This window comes from Arenimonas caeni (assembly GCF_003024235.1).
Taxonomy (GTDB): domain Bacteria; phylum Pseudomonadota; class Gammaproteobacteria; order Xanthomonadales; family Xanthomonadaceae; genus Arenimonas; species Arenimonas caeni.
This window is the reverse complement of record NZ_KZ679097.1, coordinates 1-16,658: the sequence shown is the minus strand read 5'-3', so window position 1 is coordinate 16,658 and position 16,658 is coordinate 1. Positions and strand designations below refer to the sequence as shown.

Sequence of the window (16,658 nt, the reverse complement as noted above, 5' to 3'; positions counted from 1 at the left end):
CGCCACTCCGCCAGGCAGCCGGCCGGAAGGGTCGGCGAGCAGAGGCGTCGGGCCTGAAGGCCCTCCAACAGGGGATCGGGTTCCACAAAAAAGAAGCCCCGCCAGGGGGCGGGGCTTCGGGGTACGACGAATCGGGTGGCTCAGGCCGGGGTGACGTTCGAGGCCTGCGAGCCCTTCGGGCCCTGCACCACCTCGAAGCTCACGCGCTGGCCTTCCTGCAGCGAGCGGAATCCCTTCGAGTTGATGGCGGAATAGTGCACGAACACGTCCGCGCTACCGTCCTCGGGAGCGATGAAACCAAAGCCCTTGGCGTCGTTGAACCACTTCACGGTGCCGAAACTCATGTACTTGACCTCGAATGCTGTAAGAACAGGCGTGCCCCGTGTGCCGATGCTCCGGTCGCGTGCACGGCCCGAGTATGAACAAGGCCAAAACGCTTGACAATCACCCCAACAGGGCTTCGAGCAAGCCCGGCAGCCCGGCCGAGGCCGCCTCCACGTTCTCCAGCACCTCGGCCAGCGTGATCTCGGCCGCGTCCCCGCAACCGGCGGCCCAGTTGGCCACGATCGCCAGGCAGGCGTAGTCCAGGCCCAGTTCGCGGGCGAGGCCCGCCTCGGGCATGCCGGTCATTCCGACCAGGTCGCAGCCATCGCGCCGCATCCGGGCGATCTCGGCCTTCGTTTCCAGGCGCGGCCCCTGCGTGGCGCCGTAGCAGCCACCGTCCACCAGAGGCAGGCCGGCCCGGGCGGCGGCGGCCAGCACCCCGGCGCGCAACGCCGGCGTGTAGGGGTCGCCGAAGTCCACGTGCAGCACCTCGCCGCCCTCCCCGTCCCAGAAGCTCGACGCGCGGCCCCAGGTGTAGTCGATCAGCTGGTCCGGCAGCGCCAGCACGCGCGGGCCGAAACGCCCGGTGATGCCGCCGACCGTGTTCACGGCCAGCACCCGCGTCGCGCCCAGCTGCCTGAGCTGCCAGAGGTTGGCGCGGTAGTTCACCCGGTGCGGCGGCAGCGCGTGGCCCTCGCCGTGGCGGGCCAGGAAAGCCACCCGGCGCCCGGCCAGCGTGCCCACGCGCACCGGGCCCGAGGGTTTGCCCCAGGGCGTGTCGCCTTCGATGGCCTCGGGTTCGTGCAGCGCGGCGAGCCGGTACACGCCGGTGCCGCCGATGATGGCGAGATCGATGGCGGCCATGCTCAGTCCTTCAGCGCGTAGATCGCCGGCAGGTTGCGGCCCTGCTCGTGGAAGTCCATGCCGTAGCCATAGACGTAGCGGTCGGGAACCTCGACCGCGACATAGTCGGCGGCGACGCCGGCCACCCGGCGGTCGTGGCGCTTGAGCGCCAGCACGGCCACCTTCACCTCGGCCGCGCCCTGTTCGCGGCACCACTCCACCACGGCCTTGAGCGTGTGGCCCTCGTCGAGGATGTCGTCGGTCACCAGCACGCGCCGGCCCTTGAGCGACGTGGCCGGGCGGTGCAGCCAGGCCAGCCCGGAGCCAGTGGTGGCGCCGCGGTAGCGGGTGGCGTGCAGGTAGTCGAATTCCAGGTCGGTGCGCATCGCCATCGCCAGGCGCGCGGCGAACGGCAGCCCGCCGTGCATGATGGTCAGGTACACCGGGCGCTCGCCGCCGGCGAAGTCGCGATCGATCTCGGCGGCGATGCGATCGATGGCGGCCTCGATCGCCGCCTGGTCGAACAGGCGGTCGGAGTTGGCCAGGGCGGTGCTCAGTTCGGGGGACATGTCAGGCGTTTCCTTGCTCGAGCCGGCGCAGCGCGGCGCGCGTGCCATCGTAACGTGCGTCGGCCAGCAGGGTTTCCCAGGCCAGCTCGCCGCGGCCGTGCAGCGGCGCCAGCAGCAGGGCCGGCGGTTCGGGGCGGTCCTCGACGGCGCGCAGCGAATCGGGCACCAGCGCCGGCGCGCACACCAGCACCACGTCGCAGCCGGCGTCGAGGTGCGCGTCGATGCGCGCCTTGACGCCGCCGGCGGACTCGGCCGCGGCCATGCCGATGTCGTCGCTGAAGACGATGCCGCCGAAGCCCATGTCGCGGCGCAGGATCTCGCGGATCCAGCGCGGCGAGTAGCCGGCCGGCTCCGGCGCCACCGCCGGGTATTTCACGTGCGCCATCATCACCGCGGCGGCGCCGGCTTCGATGCCGGCGGCGAAGGGCACCAGGTCCAGGGCCTGCAGCTCGGCGAGCGGGCGCCGGTCGACGGCGTCGTCGAAGTGGGTGTCCTCGAGCACCGAACCGTGGCCCGGGAAGTGCTTGAGGGTGGCGGCCATGCCGGCCTCGTGCATGCCGGCGACGTAGGCGCGGGTGAAGGCGGCGACGATGGCGGGGTCGGCGTCGAAGGCGCGGTTGCCGATGGCCAAGTTGCCGCGGCCCAGGTCGACCACCGGGGCGAAGCTCAGGTCCAGGCCGGTGGCGCGGATCTCGCTGGCCATCAGCCACGCATGCTCGTGCGCCAGGGCCAGCGCGGCATCGGGGTCGGCGGCGTACAGGCGGCCGAAGCCCTCCAGCGGCGGCAGCTCGGAGTAACCGTTGCGGAAACGCTGCACGCGGCCGCCCTCCTGGTCCACGCACAGCAGCTGCGGCCGCGGCGCGGTGGCGCGGATGTCGGCGCACAGGTCGGCCACCTGCGCGCGCGAGGCGAAGTTGCGCTTGAACACGATCACGCCCGACACGGCCGGGTGATGCAGCCAGTCGCGCTCTTCGGCCGTGAGCTCCAGGCCGCTGATTCCCACCACCAGCATCAGGCTTTCTCCTCCGCGCGCCAGCGCGAGTACGGGCGCTCGGCGAGCGCCAGGTTGTAGTAACGAAGCTCGTCGGTCACCTCGCGGCCCAGCCAGGCCGGGCGGGCGAAGGCCTCGCCGGCGTCGGCCAGCTCGAGTTCGGCCACCACCAGGCCGGCGTTCTCGCCGGCGAATTCATCCACTTCCCAGGTGTGGCCGGCGTGCGCGACGTAGTGCCGCACCTTGTCGATGCGGCCGCCCACGCACAGCGCCAGCAGCGCCTCGGCGTCGGCGACGGGAACCGGGTAGTCGAACTCCTGGCGGGTGTGGCCCAGCTCGCGCGACTTGAGGTTGAGGAAGGCCTGCTCGCCGGCGATGCGCACGCGCACCGAGGCGTTCTGCCGGCCCTCGCGCAGCGCGGCCATGTCATTGATGTAACCCTGGGCCATGCGCACCGACTTCACTGCCGCGGCGCGCCAGCCTTCACCTTGCACCAGGAACTTGCGTTCGATCTCGATGCCCACGGCGGCTCCCTGGCTTATTTCTCGAACAGCGCGATCGACTCGACGTGCGCCGTCTGCGGGAACATGTCCATCGCACCGGCGGCCACCAGCCTGTAGCCACGCTCGCGCACCAGGAAGCCGGCGTCCCGCGCCAGCGAACCCGGGTGGCAGGACACGTAGACGATGCGGTCGATGCCCTTGAGCGGCAGCTGCGCCAGCACCTCGGCGGCACCGGCGCGCGGCGGGTCGAGCAGCAGCTTGTCGAAGCCGGCCTTCATCCACGGCTCGCCGCCGAGGTCCTTGGCCAGGTCGGCGGCATGGAACTCCACGTTGGCAAGGCCGTTGCGCGCGGCGTTCTCGCGGGCGCGCGCCACCAGGCCGGCCTCGCCCTCGACGCCGACCACGTGGCCGGCGCGGCGCGCCAGCGGCAGGGTGAAGTTGCCCAGGCCGCAGAACAGGTCGAGCACGCGCTCGCCCGGCTGCGGGTCGAGCAGTTCGATGGCCTTGGCGATCATCTTGTCGTTGAGCCCGGCGTTGACCTGGATGAAGTCCAGCGGACGGAAGCCCAGGTGCAGGTCCCACTCGGGCAGCGCGAACGAGAGCTCGACCTGCTCGGGCCACAGCGGCCGCACCGACTCGACGCCGCCGGACTGCAGGAACAGCGCGAAACCGGTGTCCTTCGCGAAGGCGACCAAGCGGGCCAGGTCATCCCCGGACAAGGCCTCGAGGTGCCGGAACACCAGGGCCACGCCCTGTTCGCCGGCGATGAACTCGATCTGCGGGATGGTGCGCTTGCCGTCGAGCGAATCGACCAGGGCGCCCAGCGCCGGGATCTTCTCCGCGATGGCCGGGATGACGGTATGGCAGGTGGACAGGTCGGCGACGAAGCGCGGGTTGGTCTCGCGGAAGCCGACCACCGCCTTGCCCTTCTTCTCGACGAAACGCACCGAGAAGCGGCCCTTGCGGCGGTAGCCCCAGGCCGCGTCGGTCAGCGGCTCGAGCACCCGCTGCGGCTCGACGTGGCCGATGCGCTTGAGGTTGTCGAGCAACACGCCGTGCTTGGCCTCGATCTGGCGCGGCTCGGACAGGTGCTGGAGCACGCAGCCGGCGCAGCTGCCGAAATGCGGGCAGCGCGGCTCGACGCGATCGGGCGAGGCGACCAGCACCTCGAGGGCGCGGCCCTCGTCGAAATGCCGGTTCCGGCCGGTCTGCTCCACCAGCACGGTTTCACCGGGCAGTGCGCCGCTGACGAAGACCGCCTTGCCCTCGCGCCGGCCGACGCCACGGCCATCGTGGCTCAGGTCGGTGATCTGGAGTTCGAACGGGGGGCGCTGCTTGAGTCGGGTACGGGCCACGGTGACGCCAGGAAACAAAGGGGCGCGGATTGTCGCAAATCCGCGCCCCCACTGCTTGCCGGCTGCCTTCCGGGGCCTGTGGCCCCGGCCCGGGCGCCGGACCCCGCAGCCTTCGCGCCCGAGGGCGCTCTTACTTCTGCTTCCAGGCGCCGTCGCTGGCCTGGTACCACCAGCCCTTGCGGGCGCTGGCCACCCACTGGCGGGCGAAGGTCTCGCGGATCTGGGTTTCCCACTCGGGGTGGTTGTTGGCCACGGCGATCTCGCGGTAGACCGCGTTGCGGTCGCGGTTCTCGTCGGCCACCAGCTGGTTCACGGACACGCGGTCCTTGAGGGCGACCTTGGAGGGATCGCGCAGCACCACCAGGCCGTCCTTGCCGAAACCGACGGCACCGGAGTCGAAGTGCGCCTGCAGGCCGGACTGGAAACGCGCGGCCATGCGGTCCTGGATCGCCTGGATGGCCGGCGTGCGGATGGTGATGTCGGCCTCCTGGGCATGGGCCTCGCCGATCAGCAGCGACAGCGGGTTGAAGCCCGCCCGCACCGGGGCGCGCAACGCCTGCGGATCCCCGCCGGCCGGGGCCGCCTCGCCCTCCTCGCCCAGCACCTTCTCGACGAACTCCTCGGCCGCCTGCTGCGCCTCGGCCGCCGGGAAATACACGTTGATCGTGACGCAGGCGCCCAGCGCGAACACCGCCAGCGCCAGCGCCGGTGCCACCAGCAGCCGCTTCAGATTCATGCCCATCGTCCTCTCCTTGCTCATTCGATGACCGGGTTCTGGCCCTCGGTGGCGGCCTTCAGGCGCGCCACCAGGGTGGGCCAGTCGACGCGGCGGCGGAAACCCACCACCTGGATGCGCGGCAGGCCGGCTCCCTCGACGATGGTATAGCCATCGCCTGCTGAACCGACACCCGACATCACGCAGACGTTGTCGCGCAGCCGGCAGCCCAGGCCCAGGCGCGCGTAGCGGAAGTCGTCGAACAGGCGCAGCGCCTGGGCCTGCAGGCCGCCCATCAGGCCGCCGCCACCGCCGACCTTGGAAATGTCCTCGACCGCGCGCTGGCTGATCCGGCGCCGGCCCTTCCAGCTCTCGTCCGAGCCCAGCCAGGCGTCGAAGGCCACCGGCGACCAGTCGACCATGCGCAGGCCGGCGATGCGGCCGTCCATGCGGCCGGTGATCGAGCCGAAGCCGAAGGCGGCGGTCATGGGCTCCATGTCCACGTCGTCGATGGCGACCGCGGCCGACAGCGTGGGCGCCACGCCGAAGGGGCGCTCCATCACCAGTTCCGACAGCGATACCGTGCCGCCGAAGGCCTGCATGGCCAGGCCGCCGTCGAGCGTGAGTACGTTGCCTTCGTAGCGCGCCGAAGGAATGCGCCCGCCGAGCGTGCCGGTGAAGGGCGGCCAGCCCAGGCGCTGCGAGAGGCTGCCCAGGTCCAGCGCCTCGAGCGTGGCGCCGAGCTGGAAGCGCGCGCCGTTGCCACCACCGGGCGGCTGCCAGCGCAGCTGGTCGAGCCGGATGTGTCCCTCGAGCGCCGCCACCGACACGGGCGACACCAGCAGCAACTGGCCGCCGGCGCTGCGGAAGGGCATGTTGGCGTGGCCCAGGCCGATGCCGAACAGGGCGGCGCTGTCCCAGGCCAGCGCGCCGGCCACGGGCTCCGTACCGGCGGTCCAGCGCAGGTCGCCGTGGAGGCCGGCCAGGGTGAAGCGCTGGCGCGGGTCTATGGCGGTCAGGCGCTCGAGGCCCAGCGAGAGCGAATCGAGCTCGCCCCCCGCCAGCACCAGGCGCGCCCTCGCCTCGCCGGCCAGCACCAGGTCGGCGAAGCCGGCCGGCGCGAGGTAGCCGCTGAGGTAGCGGTCGCGCGCGGTGGCCAGTTCCCCCAGGGACAGCGACAGGTCGAGGTCGGCCAGCGTGCCGGCGGTGTCCAAGCGTGCGGAGCCCGCGGCCTCGAGTACGCGGCCATCCTTCCAGGAGAAGGCCGGCACCCGCCAGCCGTCATCGCCGCCGCGCAGCGCCAGCGCCAGCTCCACCGGCGCGTCGGGCAGCGGCACGTACAGGCTGCCGACCAGGAACTCGCCGCCGCGGGCGCTGTAGTGCAGGTCCACCGCGGTCTGCCCGCCGGGCTGCGCATAGGCCAGCCGCAGCCTGCCGTGCATGCCGGCCGCGGCCAGCCAGCCGTCGGGCGTGTCCACGCCGACGTCGGCCAGGACCAGGTCGGCTTGCGCACGCAGGGGCGCGTCGGCCGGCAGCTGCAGGTCGACGCGGCCGTCCAGCCGTCCGCTGCCCCACTGCCCCGCCTCCCAGAGCGAGGCGAGGAAAGCCTCCAGCCAGGCCACGGGCACGGCGCGCAGGTCGACGCGATGGCGATCGGGCGCGCCCGCCTGCCAGCCGTAGTCGAGCGACGCCCCCGCCGAAGCAAACATCGCGTCGATGGCCTCGCCCGAGAGCGCCACCTGCAGCCGGCCCGCGCCGGCGTCGGAACGCACCTGGCCTTCGCAGCGCCAGCGCCCGGCGTCGTCGCGCGAAAGCGGACAGCGCCAGCGCAGGCCCTGGTGCACCTGGCCCAGCGCCGGCACGTCGAGCCGGCGGGCGTCGAGCGAGAGTTCACCGGTGCTGGCGCCGTCGCGCCAGTCCAGCCGGACGTCCACGCCCTGCAGGTTCGCCGCCCCGGAGCGCAGCGCATCGACCTCCATGCGCAGCACGCGTGCCTGCAGCGGCAGCGCCGCCAGCATCAGCAGCACGCCACACAGGAACTTGCCGGGACCGGAGACTCGCCGCATGCTCGCCAGCATAGTGCCTTGGTGACGACCATCAAACGGGACCCCGGATGAACCCGCGCCTGCTGCTGCTCGAGGACGACCCGGTCAGCGCCGCGACGCTCTCGGCCGGCCTGGCCAGCCTGCCGGCCGAGGTCGAGATCACCGGCACCGTGGCCGCGGCGCGCGAGCGTGCGCTCCAAGGCGGCCACGCGCTGTGGCTGTTCGACCTCCAGCTGCCCGACGGCCGCGGCGAGGCGCTGCTGTCCGCGCTGCGGGCCGCCGGCCTGCAGACACCCGCGCTGGCCCTGAGTGCCGACGACGGCGCACAGGCGCCGGGCTTCCTGCGCGTGTTGCCCAAGCCGATCGACCTGGCCTCGCTGCGTCGGGCCGTGGCCGCGGTGCTGCCGCCCGATGCCCTGCCGCCCTGGGACGAGGCCGCCGGGCTGGCGGCCGTGGCCGGCCAGGCCGGCGCCCTGGCGCAACTGCGGCGGCTGTTCCTCGACGAGCTGCCGGCGCAGCAACGCGAGATCCGCGACGCCTGCGCCGCGGGCCAGCACGAGCAGGCCCGCGCGGTGCTGCACCGGCTCAAGGCCAGCTGTGGTTTCGTCGGCGCCCTGCCCCTGCTCGACGCGGTGCGGGCACTGCATGCGGCACCGGCCGACGCGATGGCGCTGCGGCGTTTCGTGGCCTGCAGCGAGCGCCTGCTCGACGCCGGCGGGCGCTAGTCGCGGCCCAGCCGGGCCAGTTCCGACAGCAGGCCCCAGGACTTCAGCCCCTGCGGCCCCAGGTGCGCGGCCAGCACGCCGCGCAGGGCGCCGCGCAGTTCGGCCAGCTGCTCCGGCGGCGGGCAGCGGTCGCCGGCCAGGGCCAGCAGCGCGGCGCCGCTGGTCGAGCCGGGCGCATGGCTGCGGTCGCGCACCGCGCCGCGTTCGGCATCGAGCCGGTAGCGGGCCGCCGGGTCGAGCGGGTCGCCGTCCTCGGCGCTGTCCAGGAGCAGGCCGTAGCCGAGCAGTTCAAGCAGGTCGCGTTCGAAGCGGCGCAGCTGCCAGGCGAGCCCGGCCGCGTCCGCCAGCGCCAGGCGCAGTTCGCCATAGCGCTCGTAGAGCTCGGGCGCGGGATCCTGGCGCGGCATCAGCCGCAGCAGCAGCTCGTTGGCGTAGAACGAGGCCATCAGCGGCTCGCCCTGCAGGCGCGGCGCGGCGTCCACCGCCTCGGCCTGCAGCAGCCGGGCCAGCTCGCCGCGCGGCAGGTAGTCGGCGCGCACGTGCTGCAGCGGCTGCAGCGCCGCCCGCAGCGGATGCCGCTTGGCGCCCTGCAGGCCGCGCGCCACCACGCCGACCCGGCCATGGTCGCGGGTGAGCAGTTCGACGATCAGGCTGGTTTCGCGCCAGGGGCGCGCGTGCAGCACGTAGGCCGGCTGCGCGAGGACGCGCATGGTTCAGTCCGAATAACCGAAGCGCCGCAGCGCGGCCTCGTCGTCGGACCAGCCTTCACGCACCCGGCACCAGGTCTCGAGGAAGACCTTGCGGCCGAACAGCTTCTCCATGCCGATGCGGGCGCCAGTGCTGATGGCCTTCATGCGCTCACCGCCCTTGCCGATGACGATCGGCTTCTGGCCCTCGCGCTCGACCCAGATGACCGCGGCGATGCGGAGCAATTCGCCGTCTTCCTCGAACTTCTCGATCTCGACGGTGGTCGAGTACGGCAGTTCCTCGCCCAGGCGCAGCATCAGCTGCTCGCGCACCAGCTCGCCGGCCAGGAAACGTTCGCTGCGGTCGGTGATCTCGTCCTCGCCGAACATCGGGTCGGATTCGGGCATCAGGAACAGCAGGTCCTTCACCAGTGCCTCGAGGCCCTTGTCCTTGAGCGCCGAGACCGGATGCACCGAAGCAAACTCGCGCTCGTGGGTGATCTGGGCGATGAAGGGCAGCAGCGCGGTCTTGTCGGCCAGCTTGTCGATCTTGTTGACCACCAGCACCACCGGCACGCCGGACTGGTGCAGCGCCGAGTAGGCCAGGCTGTCCTCCTCGGTCCAGCGCCCGGCCTCGATGACCAGGGTCGCGGCATCCACGCCCTCGATGGCACCGCGGGCGGCGCGGTTCATCATGCGGTTCATGGCCCGCTTCTGCTCGCGGTGGATACCCGGGGTGTCGACCAGCAGCAGCTGGCCGTGCTCGAAGGTGGCGATGCCCAGCAGCCGGTGGCGGGTGGTCTGGGGGCGCGGCGAGACGATGCTCACCTTGGCCCCGACCAGGGCATTGACCAGGGTGGACTTGCCCACGTTCGGGCGGCCGAGCACGGCGACGGTGCCGGCGCGGAACGGGGTGTCGGGAGTGGGGTCGCTCACTTGGTCTCCAGCATCGCCAGCACGCGCTCGGCGGCCAGCTGTTCGGCGGCGCGCAGCGAACTGCCTTCGGCGAAGGCCTCGTGCGCGGGATCGGCGGTTTCGCAGGCCACCCGGAACACCCGGGCATGGTCGTCGCCGAGGGTTTCGACCAGCCGGTAGGCGGGGCGCGGCAGCTGCCGGCCCTGCAGCCATTCCTGCAGGCGGGTCTTGGGGTCCTTCTCGGCCTTGCCGGTGGGCAGTTCGGCCAGTCCCGGCTCGAACCAGGGCAGCACCACCGCCCGGCAGGTCTCAAAGCCAGCGTCGAGGTGGATGGCGCCGACAACGGCCTCGACCGCGTCGGCCAGGATCGAGTCGCGGCGATGGCCGCCGCTCTTCATTTCGCCCGGGCCCAGCTCGAGCCGGCTGCCCAGCCCCAGGGTGCGGCCCAGTTCGGCCAGCGAGGACTCGCGCACCAGACTGGCGCGGGCGCGGGTGAGCGTGCCTTCGTCGGCCTTGGGCCAGCGTTCGTAAAGCGCCTCGGCGACGACCAGGTTGACCAGGGCGTCGCCGAGGAATTCCAGGCGCTCGTTGTGCGGCGAACCTGCGCTGCGGTGCCGGAGGGCCTGTTGCAGCAGTTCGGGGGATCGGAAGCGGTGGCCGATCCGATCCGTCACTCGGCCGGGCGACCCGTGAGCTCGACGGTGTTGTCGAACCTGCCGACCACGTCGAGGTTGCCGAACAGCGGCACGCGCACCTCGTAGGCGATGTTGAGCTTGCTCACGCCGCCCTCGCGGACGAGCTTGATGTGCTCCTTCTTCACCGACGAGACGTAGGCGATGCCGAAACGGCGGTTGAGGTCGGTGTGCATCTGCGCCGGCGGGATCGAGGCCGAGTTCGGCTGCGCCGCGTACTCGGTCATCACGCCCTTGAGGTTGAAGTACTCGCTGTACATCGGAAACAGCTTCATGGCGACCAGGGCGAAGAAGCCCACGACCACCAGGACCATCACGAAACTCATCAACGTCATGCCGCGCTGCTTGCTGACCATGTCCTCTCCCCCGGTTGACCCGTTCACCGGATGGTATCGCCAATCCGGGTGTAGTCAAACGCCCCGGAGCAGAACCAGCCCTCGCAGTTGAGCCAGACCACGAAGGCCTTGCCGACCAGGTTCTCGTCCGGCACGAAGCCCCACCAGCGGCTGTCCTCGCTGCGGTCCCGGTTGTCGCCCATGGCGAAGTAATGGCCCTCGGGGACCAGCCACTCACCCTCGGCCCGGGGGTTGGAGAAGCGGCTCTCCTCGAGGGAGTAGTGCCGGTAACCGCCCAGGTCGACCTCGAACTGGGTGGCCCCGGTCATGGCCCGGCCGTGGCCGCTGCCGACGTAGACGCCGGCCGGCTCCTTGGCCACCGGCTCGCCGTTGATGAACAGGGTCTGGTCGCGGAACGCGATGCGGTCGCCGGGCAGGCCAACGATGCGCTTGATGTAGTCGGTGCCGGCGTTCTTGTCGTCCGGGCCGTAGCCCGGGAAGCGGAACACCACCACGTCGCCCCGGGCCGGCGAACCGAGCTCGATGACTTTCTTGTTCACCACCGGCAGGCGGATGCCGTAGGTGAACTTGTTGACCAGGATGAAGTCGCCCACCAACAGGGTCGGCATCATCGAGCTCGACGGGATGCGGAAGGGCTCGGCCAGGAAGCTGCGCAGCACCAGCACGATGAAGATGATCGGGAACAGCTGGCGGGCGTAGTCCACCAGCACCGGCTCGGCCACTTCCTCGCCCTCGGCCTGCATCAGCCGGCGCTTGGTGGCGAAGAACAGGCGGTCGAACAACCAGACCAGGCCGGTCAGGGCGGCCAGCGAGGTCAGGATCAGGGCAAGGTCGATTTTCACGCGTCGGGTTTCCTCGCGGCGGGGGCCGCTTATTTGTTGTCGGTCTGCAGCACGGCGAGGAAGGCTTCCTGCGGGATCTCCACCCGGCCCACCTGCTTCATGCGCTTCTTGCCTTCTTTCTGCTTCTCGAGGAGCTTCTTCTTGCGGGTGGCGTCGCCGCCGTAGCACTTGGCCAGCACGTTCTTGCGCATCGCCTTGACGGTCGAGCGCGAAATGATCTGGGAGCCAATGGCGGCCTGGATGGCCACGTCGAACATCTGCCGCGGGATCAGCTCGCGCATCTTCTCGCAGACCTCGCGGCCACGCCGGTCAGCGTGGCTGCGGTGCACGATCAGGCTCAGCGCGTCGACCTTGTCGCCGTTGATCAGGGTGTCGACGCGCACGAACGGACCGGCCTCGAAGCGCTCGAAGTGGTAGTCGAGCGAGGCGTAACCACGCGAAACCGACTTGAGCTTGTCGAAGAAGTCGAGCACCACCTCGGCCATCGGCAGTTCGTAGCTGATCTGCACCTGCGAGCCCAGGTAGTTGATGCCGACCTGGCGGCCGCGCTTTTCCTCGCACAGCTTGATCACGTTGCCCACGTAGTCGGGCGGCGTGAGGATGTTGGCTCGGATGATCGGCTCGCGGATCTCGTCGATCTTGTTCACCGCCGGCAGCTTGGCCGGGTTGTCGAGCGGCATGGTGCTGCCGTCGGTGAGCAGCACTTCGTAGATCACCGTCGGCGCGGTGGTGATGAGGTTGAGGTCGTATTCGCGCTCCAGGCGCTCCTGCACGATCTCCATGTGCAGCATGCCCAGGAAGCCGCAACGGAAGCCGAAGCCCATCGCCTCGGAGCTCTCGGGCTCGAAACGCAGGGCGGCGTCGTTCAGGCGCAGCTTCTCGAGCGCCTCGCGCAGCGCCGGATAGTCGTCGGCGTCGACCGGGAACAGGCCGGCGAACACGCGCGGCTGCATTTCCTGGAAGCCGGGCAGCGGCTTGGGCGCCGGGTCGTTGGCGAGCGTGAGCGTGTCGCCCACGGGCGCGCCGTGCACGTCCTTGATCGAAGCGGTGATCCAGCCCACCTCGCCGGCGCCGAGCTTCGGCATTTCCTTGCGCTTGGGGGTGAACACGCCGACCTTGTCGACCTGGTGGGTGCGGCCGGTGGACATCACCAGCATCTTGTCGCCGGCCTTGAGCTCGCCCTGCATCACGCGCACCAGCGAGACCACGCCCAGGTAGTTGTCGAACCACGAGTCGATGATCAGCGCCTGCAGCTTGTCGGTGTCGCGCGGCTTCGGCGGCGGGATGCGCTGCACGATGGCCTCGAGCACCTCCTCGACGTTCAGGCCGGTCTTGGCGCTGATCGCCACCGCATCCTCGGCGTCGATGCCGATGACGGCCTCGATTTCCTTCTTGACCCGGTCGATGTCGGCCGTGGGCAGGTCGATCTTGTTGAGCACCGGCACGACCTCGAGGCCCTGCTCGACCGCCGTGTAGCAGTTGGCCACCGACTGCGCCTCGACGCCCTGGGCGGCGTCGACCACCAGCAGCGCGCCCTCGCAGGCCGCCAGCGAGCGGCTGACTTCGTAGCTGAAGTCGACGTGGCCGGGCGTGTCGATGAAGTTGAGGTAATAGGTGATGCCGTCGCGCGCCTTGTAGGGCAGCGAGACCGACTGGGCCTTGATGGTGATGCCGCGCTCGCGCTCGATCGGGTTCGAGTCGAGCACCTGGGCCTCCATCTCGCGTGCCTGAAGGCCGCCGCAGATCTGGATGATGCGGTCGGCGAGCGTGGACTTGCCGTGGTCCACGTGGGCGATGATGGAAAAATTGCGGATGTGCTGCATGCGGGGGCGGTATGGGTGCCGGTTCGTGGCCGTAAACGGGCCATTATCGCACAGCCCCCGCAGGCCGGCCCGGGTGGGCCGGCCCCGGGGCCGGATCAGCGCAGCTCGAAGCTCACGAAGCCGGTGCTGCGGGCATTGCGCACCAGCAGACGGACCTCGTCGCCGGCCTTGAGGTCCCTGGTCGCGGCCTGGAAGTCGGCCACCGAGCCGATGTCGCGGCGGTCCACCCGCAGCACCACGTCGCCCGGGGAGAGGCCGGCACGGCGGGCGGCCAGCCCGGTCACCCGGGAAACCAGCACGCCCTCGCCCGCCGACAGGCCCATGGCCGAGCGGGCGGCGGCGTCGAGCGCCTCGACCTCCAGGCCGATCGGGTTGGCGGCCGGCACCGCCGGCGCGGACTCGGGGGCCGGCGCGGCCCCGGACGCCGCCATGTCCAGCGCCGACAGGGTGACCACCAGCTCGCGCGGCTTGCCGTCGCGCATCACGGTGACGGTGGCCCTGGCGCCCGGCGGCAGCGCACCGACCATCGGCGGCAGCGAGGCGGAGCCGAGCACGTCGCGACCGTTGAACCGGGTGATCACGTCGCCCGGGCGGATGCCGGCCTTCGCGGCGGCCGAACCGTTGTCGACCTGCTCGACGAAGGCGCCGACCGGACGGTCCAGGCCCAGCTCGGCCAGGCGCGCGCGCTCGACGTCGCGGATGCGCACGCCCAGCTGGCCGCGCTCGACCCGGCCGGTTTCGCGCAGCTGGCGCACCGCGTTCATCGCCACCTCGATCGGGATGGCGAAGCTGACGCCCATGTAGCCGCCGGAGTTGGAGAAGATCTGCGAGTTGATGCCCACCACTTCGCCGCGGGTATTGAGCAGCGGGCCGCCGGAGTTGCCGCGGTTGATCGCCACGTCGGTCTGGATGAAAGGCACGTATTGCTGGCTCGGATCGAGCGAGCGGCGCCCGACGCCGCTGACCACGCCGGCGGTGACCGAGTGCTCGAAGCCGAAGGGCGAGCCGATGGCCAGCACCCACTGCCCGGACTTGAGGCGGCGCGAATCGCCGATCTTCAGCACCGGCAGGCCCTTGGCATCGAGCTTGAGCAGGGCCACGTCCGAAAGCGGGTCGCTGCCCACGAGTTCGGCCTTGAGCTCGCTGCGGTCGCTCAGGCGCACGATGATCTCGTCGGCGCCGTCGACCACGTGGTGGTTGGTGAGCACGTAGCCGTCGCTGGAGATGATGAAGCCGCTGCCCTGGGAGGTGCCGCGGCGCGGCGCGCGATCGGGCATGCCGGGCTGGCCGAAGAAGCGGCGGAAGAACTCGGGCATGTCCTCCGGCATCGGCGGCTCTTCGGCGCCCTGGCGCGGGGCGGCCTGTTCGCGGCCGCCGCCGCTGGTGGCCTCGATGTTGACCACGGCCGGGCCGGTGGCCTCGACCAGGCGGGTGAAGTCGGGAAGTTCGACGATGGGCGCGGCCTCGGCCGCCGCCGGCACCTGCGCCATCAGGCCCGGGGACGCCAGGACCAGGGCGAGCAGGAGTGCGCGGGGAAACGGATGCTTCATGGGGTCAGGACTCCGTCGTGTTCTCGGGGTTGTCGTGGGCCCGGGCGGGCAGCAGCACCGGCCCGGGCAGGCGGGGCTTGGAAAAGCGCGCCACCAGGAAAGTTCCCAGCACCAGGCCGGCCAGGCTCAGGGCGTCGGCATGCCGGCCCAGCCACAGGCCCAGCGCCTGCCCCGCCGCGGCACCGGCAAGCAGGCCCAGCAGCACCCGGCCGTAGCCGCGCCAGGCGGCCCGCCGCAGCGCTGCGTCGTCCATGGCCACGCGCAGGCGCTGGCCCGGCGGATGCCGCGCGTCGGCAGGCACTTCCAGCTCGACCACGCCCTGGCCATCGCCGGCGAACAGGTTGCACCGGCCGCCGCAGCCACCGACGCAGCCGTCGCAGGCGCTGCCGAGCAGGCGCAGGCCCAGGCGCCCGCCGGCGCAGGAGACGACCACGGCCTCGCGCTCAGCCATCGGCGGGCACCGGCCGCACGGTGCGGGCGAAGTGCTCGACGGTGGCGGCCGGCACCTTGCCGATCGCCAGCACCTGCCAGCCGTCGGACCAGAACGACCGGGCGTGCACGGCGCCGCGCTGCTGGCGCAGGCCGCCGCTCAGGGACTCGGCCGACGGTTCGACGTAAACCGAAACGCTGGCCAGGCCGTCGCTGTAGAGCAGATGGGCGCCGCCGCCGGGCAGCGGCTGCGCCGCGCGCAGCCGGAAGCCGGGCGGTGGCGCCGGCACCTGCCAGGCCACGCCGTCGCTTTCCACCGGCGGCAGGCTGGCGTAACGCTGCAGCGGCACGCCGGCGGAGGGCGCGAGGTCGGCCTCGGACGGCGAGCGGCCCAGCGCGAGTTCGGTGAAGGCCACCTGTTCGATGGCACGGCCGCGGCCGTCGAGCAGGTCCACGCGCAGCGGCAGGGCGCTGTCGCGCTCAAGCCACAGCCGGTAGCCGTAGCGCCAGTGGTCCGCGGCCTGCACCTCGACCTGGCGGGCGGCGTGCCCGGCCACCCGCCCTTCGCCGGCCAGGCGTGCGCGGTACCCGGACAGGCCGGCCGCCTCCGACACCGCCAGCGCCGGGCTCCAGCGGCCGGCCTGGTCGAGGTCGTAGGCCACCGGTTGCTCGCCGGTGCCGATGCACATCACCCGGCTGCCATCGCGGATGACCTCGCGCGGCGGGCCGCTGAGCGCCACCAGGCGCTCGCGTTCGCGGCCGTGCTGCACGGCGTGGAAGACGCGCAGGGTTTCGACCCGGCCGTCGGCCACCACGACCAGGGTGCCTTCGTAGTCCAGGCCGCGCAGGGCCGGGCCCACCCGCGCCAGCCAGGCGGCCGCGTCGTCGGCCAGCGCCAGCCCCGGCAGCAGCAGGAGCAGGGCCAGCAGGGCGCCGGGCAGGCGGCGCGGGCTCACCGCTCGCCCTGCTCCCGGCCGGTGTCGGCGGCGGCGCGCTCGTCGTGGGCCACCACGTCGACATAGGGCATGAAGCCGCCCAGGCCGTCGGCGGCCATCGCCGCGTTGTGGCGCACCAGGTAGGCCTCCATCGCGCGCGGATCGCGCGCCACCGGCGAGCGCGGCCAGGGCCTGGCCAGCGGCGCCGGCGCGATCGCCAGGCCGTCGGTCTCGGCGGGCAGCGGCGACACCGGGGCCACCGGCGCCATGTCCAGCGGCGGCGCCACCGGGCGGACGGCCAGGTCGGGTGCGGCCGGCGGCAGGCCCGGGGCGCTGCCGGTGCCGAGCAGGCCGGGCAGC

General features: G+C 71.8%; 19 protein-coding genes. 1 reads left to right on the top strand and 18 read right to left on the bottom strand.

Annotated features, from left to right (window positions below):
• Positions 1-140: 140 nt before the first annotated feature.
• The 8 genes from C6N40_RS11625 to C6N40_RS11590 form a co-directional block, all read right to left on the bottom strand.
• Positions 141-344 carry a cold-shock protein gene (locus tag C6N40_RS11625; protein ID WP_106991201.1) on the bottom strand — a complete coding sequence of 68 codons (204 nt, stop codon included), beginning with the start codon at positions 342-344 and terminating at the stop codon, positions 141-143.
• Between the two features lie 100 nt (positions 345-444).
• Positions 445-1,188: an S-methyl-5'-thioinosine phosphorylase gene (locus tag C6N40_RS11620; RefSeq protein WP_106991200.1), complete on the bottom strand. Its 744-nt coding sequence runs from the start codon at positions 1,186-1,188 to the stop codon at positions 445-447.
• A gap of 2 nt (positions 1,189-1,190) precedes the next feature.
• Positions 1,191-1,736 (bottom strand): hypoxanthine-guanine phosphoribosyltransferase, encoded by a 546-nt coding sequence (locus tag C6N40_RS11615; RefSeq protein ID WP_106991242.1) that lies wholly within the window; start codon positions 1,734-1,736, stop codon positions 1,191-1,193.
• A gap of 1 nt (position 1,737) precedes the next feature.
• On the bottom strand, positions 1,738-2,748 hold the full coding sequence (nagZ, locus tag C6N40_RS11610; protein WP_106991199.1) for a beta-N-acetylhexosaminidase: 1,011 nt from the start codon (positions 2,746-2,748) through the stop codon (positions 1,738-1,740).
• The gene (locus C6N40_RS11605; protein WP_106991198.1) at positions 2,748-3,251 is read right to left on the bottom strand and encodes a CYTH domain-containing protein; all 504 of its coding nucleotides are present in this window, start codon (positions 3,249-3,251) and stop codon (positions 2,748-2,750) included. Before C6N40_RS11605 ends, nagZ begins: the two co-directional genes overlap by 1 nt.
• A gap of 14 nt (positions 3,252-3,265) precedes the next feature.
• Positions 3,266-4,585 (bottom strand): 23S rRNA (uracil(1939)-C(5))-methyltransferase RlmD, encoded by a 1,320-nt coding sequence (gene rlmD, locus C6N40_RS11600; RefSeq protein WP_106991197.1) that lies wholly within the window; start codon positions 4,583-4,585, stop codon positions 3,266-3,268.
• 130 nt (positions 4,586-4,715) lie between these two features.
• Positions 4,716-5,327 (bottom strand): YdbL family probable chaperone protein, encoded by a 612-nt coding sequence (locus tag C6N40_RS11595; RefSeq protein WP_240183511.1) that lies wholly within the window; start codon positions 5,325-5,327, stop codon positions 4,716-4,718.
• A gap of 14 nt (positions 5,328-5,341) precedes the next feature.
• Complete coding sequence (locus C6N40_RS11590; RefSeq protein ID WP_162782204.1) at positions 5,342-7,366, bottom strand: intermembrane phospholipid transport YdbH family protein; 2,025 nt, start codon at positions 7,364-7,366, stop codon at positions 5,342-5,344.
• 47 nt (positions 7,367-7,413) lie between these two features.
• Between C6N40_RS11590 and C6N40_RS11585 the strand changes: the two genes are divergently transcribed.
• Positions 7,414-8,070 carry a response regulator gene (locus C6N40_RS11585; RefSeq protein WP_106991195.1) on the top strand — a complete coding sequence of 219 codons (657 nt, stop codon included), beginning with the start codon at positions 7,414-7,416 and terminating at the stop codon, positions 8,068-8,070.
• Here C6N40_RS11585 and recO read toward each other — a convergent pair.
• The 10 genes from recO to C6N40_RS11535 all read right to left on the bottom strand — a co-directional run.
• On the bottom strand, positions 8,067-8,780 hold the full coding sequence (gene recO / locus C6N40_RS11580) for a DNA repair protein RecO (RefSeq protein WP_106991194.1): 714 nt from the start codon (positions 8,778-8,780) through the stop codon (positions 8,067-8,069). The genes C6N40_RS11585 and recO overlap by 4 nt on opposite strands.
• A 3-nt stretch (positions 8,781-8,783) precedes the next feature.
• Positions 8,784-9,692 carry a GTPase Era gene (era, locus tag C6N40_RS11575; RefSeq protein ID WP_106991193.1) on the bottom strand — a complete coding sequence of 303 codons (909 nt, stop codon included), beginning with the start codon at positions 9,690-9,692 and terminating at the stop codon, positions 8,784-8,786.
• Positions 9,689-10,345: a ribonuclease III gene (rnc, locus tag C6N40_RS11570; RefSeq protein ID WP_106991192.1), complete on the bottom strand. Its 657-nt coding sequence runs from the start codon at positions 10,343-10,345 to the stop codon at positions 9,689-9,691. Before rnc ends, era begins: the two co-directional genes overlap by 4 nt.
• On the bottom strand, positions 10,342-10,719 hold the full coding sequence (locus tag C6N40_RS11565; protein WP_106991191.1) for a DUF4845 domain-containing protein: 378 nt from the start codon (positions 10,717-10,719) through the stop codon (positions 10,342-10,344). Before C6N40_RS11565 ends, rnc begins: the two co-directional genes overlap by 4 nt.
• 23 nt (positions 10,720-10,742) lie before the next feature.
• Positions 10,743-11,555, bottom strand: coding sequence for a signal peptidase I (gene lepB, locus C6N40_RS11560; protein WP_425477714.1), 813 nt, complete (start codon positions 11,553-11,555; stop codon positions 10,743-10,745).
• A gap of 35 nt (positions 11,556-11,590) precedes the next feature.
• Complete coding sequence (lepA, locus tag C6N40_RS11555) at positions 11,591-13,384, bottom strand: translation elongation factor 4 (RefSeq protein ID WP_106991189.1); 1,794 nt, start codon at positions 13,382-13,384, stop codon at positions 11,591-11,593.
• A 95-nt stretch (positions 13,385-13,479) separates the two neighbouring features.
• Complete coding sequence (locus C6N40_RS11550; RefSeq protein ID WP_106991188.1) at positions 13,480-14,934, bottom strand: DegQ family serine endoprotease; 1,455 nt, start codon at positions 14,932-14,934, stop codon at positions 13,480-13,482.
• Positions 14,935-14,938: 4 nt separating this feature from the next.
• On the bottom strand, positions 14,939-15,385 hold the full coding sequence (locus C6N40_RS11545) for a SoxR reducing system RseC family protein (protein WP_106991187.1): 447 nt from the start codon (positions 15,383-15,385) through the stop codon (positions 14,939-14,941).
• Positions 15,378-16,319, bottom strand: a complete 942-nt coding sequence (locus C6N40_RS11540) for a MucB/RseB C-terminal domain-containing protein (RefSeq protein WP_106991186.1) — start codon at positions 16,317-16,319, stop codon at positions 15,378-15,380. Before C6N40_RS11540 ends, C6N40_RS11545 begins: the two co-directional genes overlap by 8 nt.
• The coding region (locus C6N40_RS11535) for a hypothetical protein (protein ID WP_425477712.1) at positions 16,316-16,658 on the bottom strand (343 nt) is incomplete at its 5' end. The genes C6N40_RS11535 and C6N40_RS11540, both read right to left, overlap by 4 nt.

Bases quoted from the DNA above. Each gene is read 5' to 3' on its own strand.
- C6N40_RS11625 (WP_106991201.1), bottom strand. From the start codon at position 344: ATGAGTTTCGGCACCGTGAAGTGGTTCAACGACGCCAAGGGCTTTGGT.
- C6N40_RS11620 (WP_106991200.1), bottom strand. From the start codon at position 1,188: ATGGCCGCCATCGATCTCGCCATCATCGGCGGCACCGGCGTGTACCGG.
- C6N40_RS11615 (WP_106991242.1), bottom strand. From the start codon at position 1,736: ATGTCCCCCGAACTGAGCACCGCCCTGGCCAACTCCGACCGCCTGTTC.
- nagZ (WP_106991199.1), bottom strand. From the start codon at position 2,748: ATGCTGGTGGTGGGAATCAGCGGCCTGGAGCTCACGGCCGAAGAGCGC.
- C6N40_RS11595 (WP_240183511.1), bottom strand. From the start codon at position 5,327: ATGGGCATGAATCTGAAGCGGCTGCTGGTGGCACCGGCGCTGGCGCTG.
- C6N40_RS11590 (WP_162782204.1), bottom strand. From the start codon at position 7,366: ATGCGGCGAGTCTCCGGTCCCGGCAAGTTCCTGTGTGGCGTGCTGCTG.
- C6N40_RS11585 (WP_106991195.1), top strand. From the start codon at position 7,414: ATGAACCCGCGCCTGCTGCTGCTCGAGGACGACCCGGTCAGCGCCGCG.
- recO (WP_106991194.1), bottom strand. From the start codon at position 8,780: ATGCGCGTCCTCGCGCAGCCGGCCTACGTGCTGCACGCGCGCCCCTGG.
- C6N40_RS11565 (WP_106991191.1), bottom strand. From the start codon at position 10,719: ATGGTCAGCAAGCAGCGCGGCATGACGTTGATGAGTTTCGTGATGGTC.
- lepA (WP_106991189.1), bottom strand. From the start codon at position 13,384: ATGCAGCACATCCGCAATTTTTCCATCATCGCCCACGTGGACCACGGC.
- C6N40_RS11550 (WP_106991188.1), bottom strand. From the start codon at position 14,934: ATGAAGCATCCGTTTCCCCGCGCACTCCTGCTCGCCCTGGTCCTGGCG.
- C6N40_RS11545 (WP_106991187.1), bottom strand. From the start codon at position 15,385: ATGGCTGAGCGCGAGGCCGTGGTCGTCTCCTGCGCCGGCGGGCGCCTG.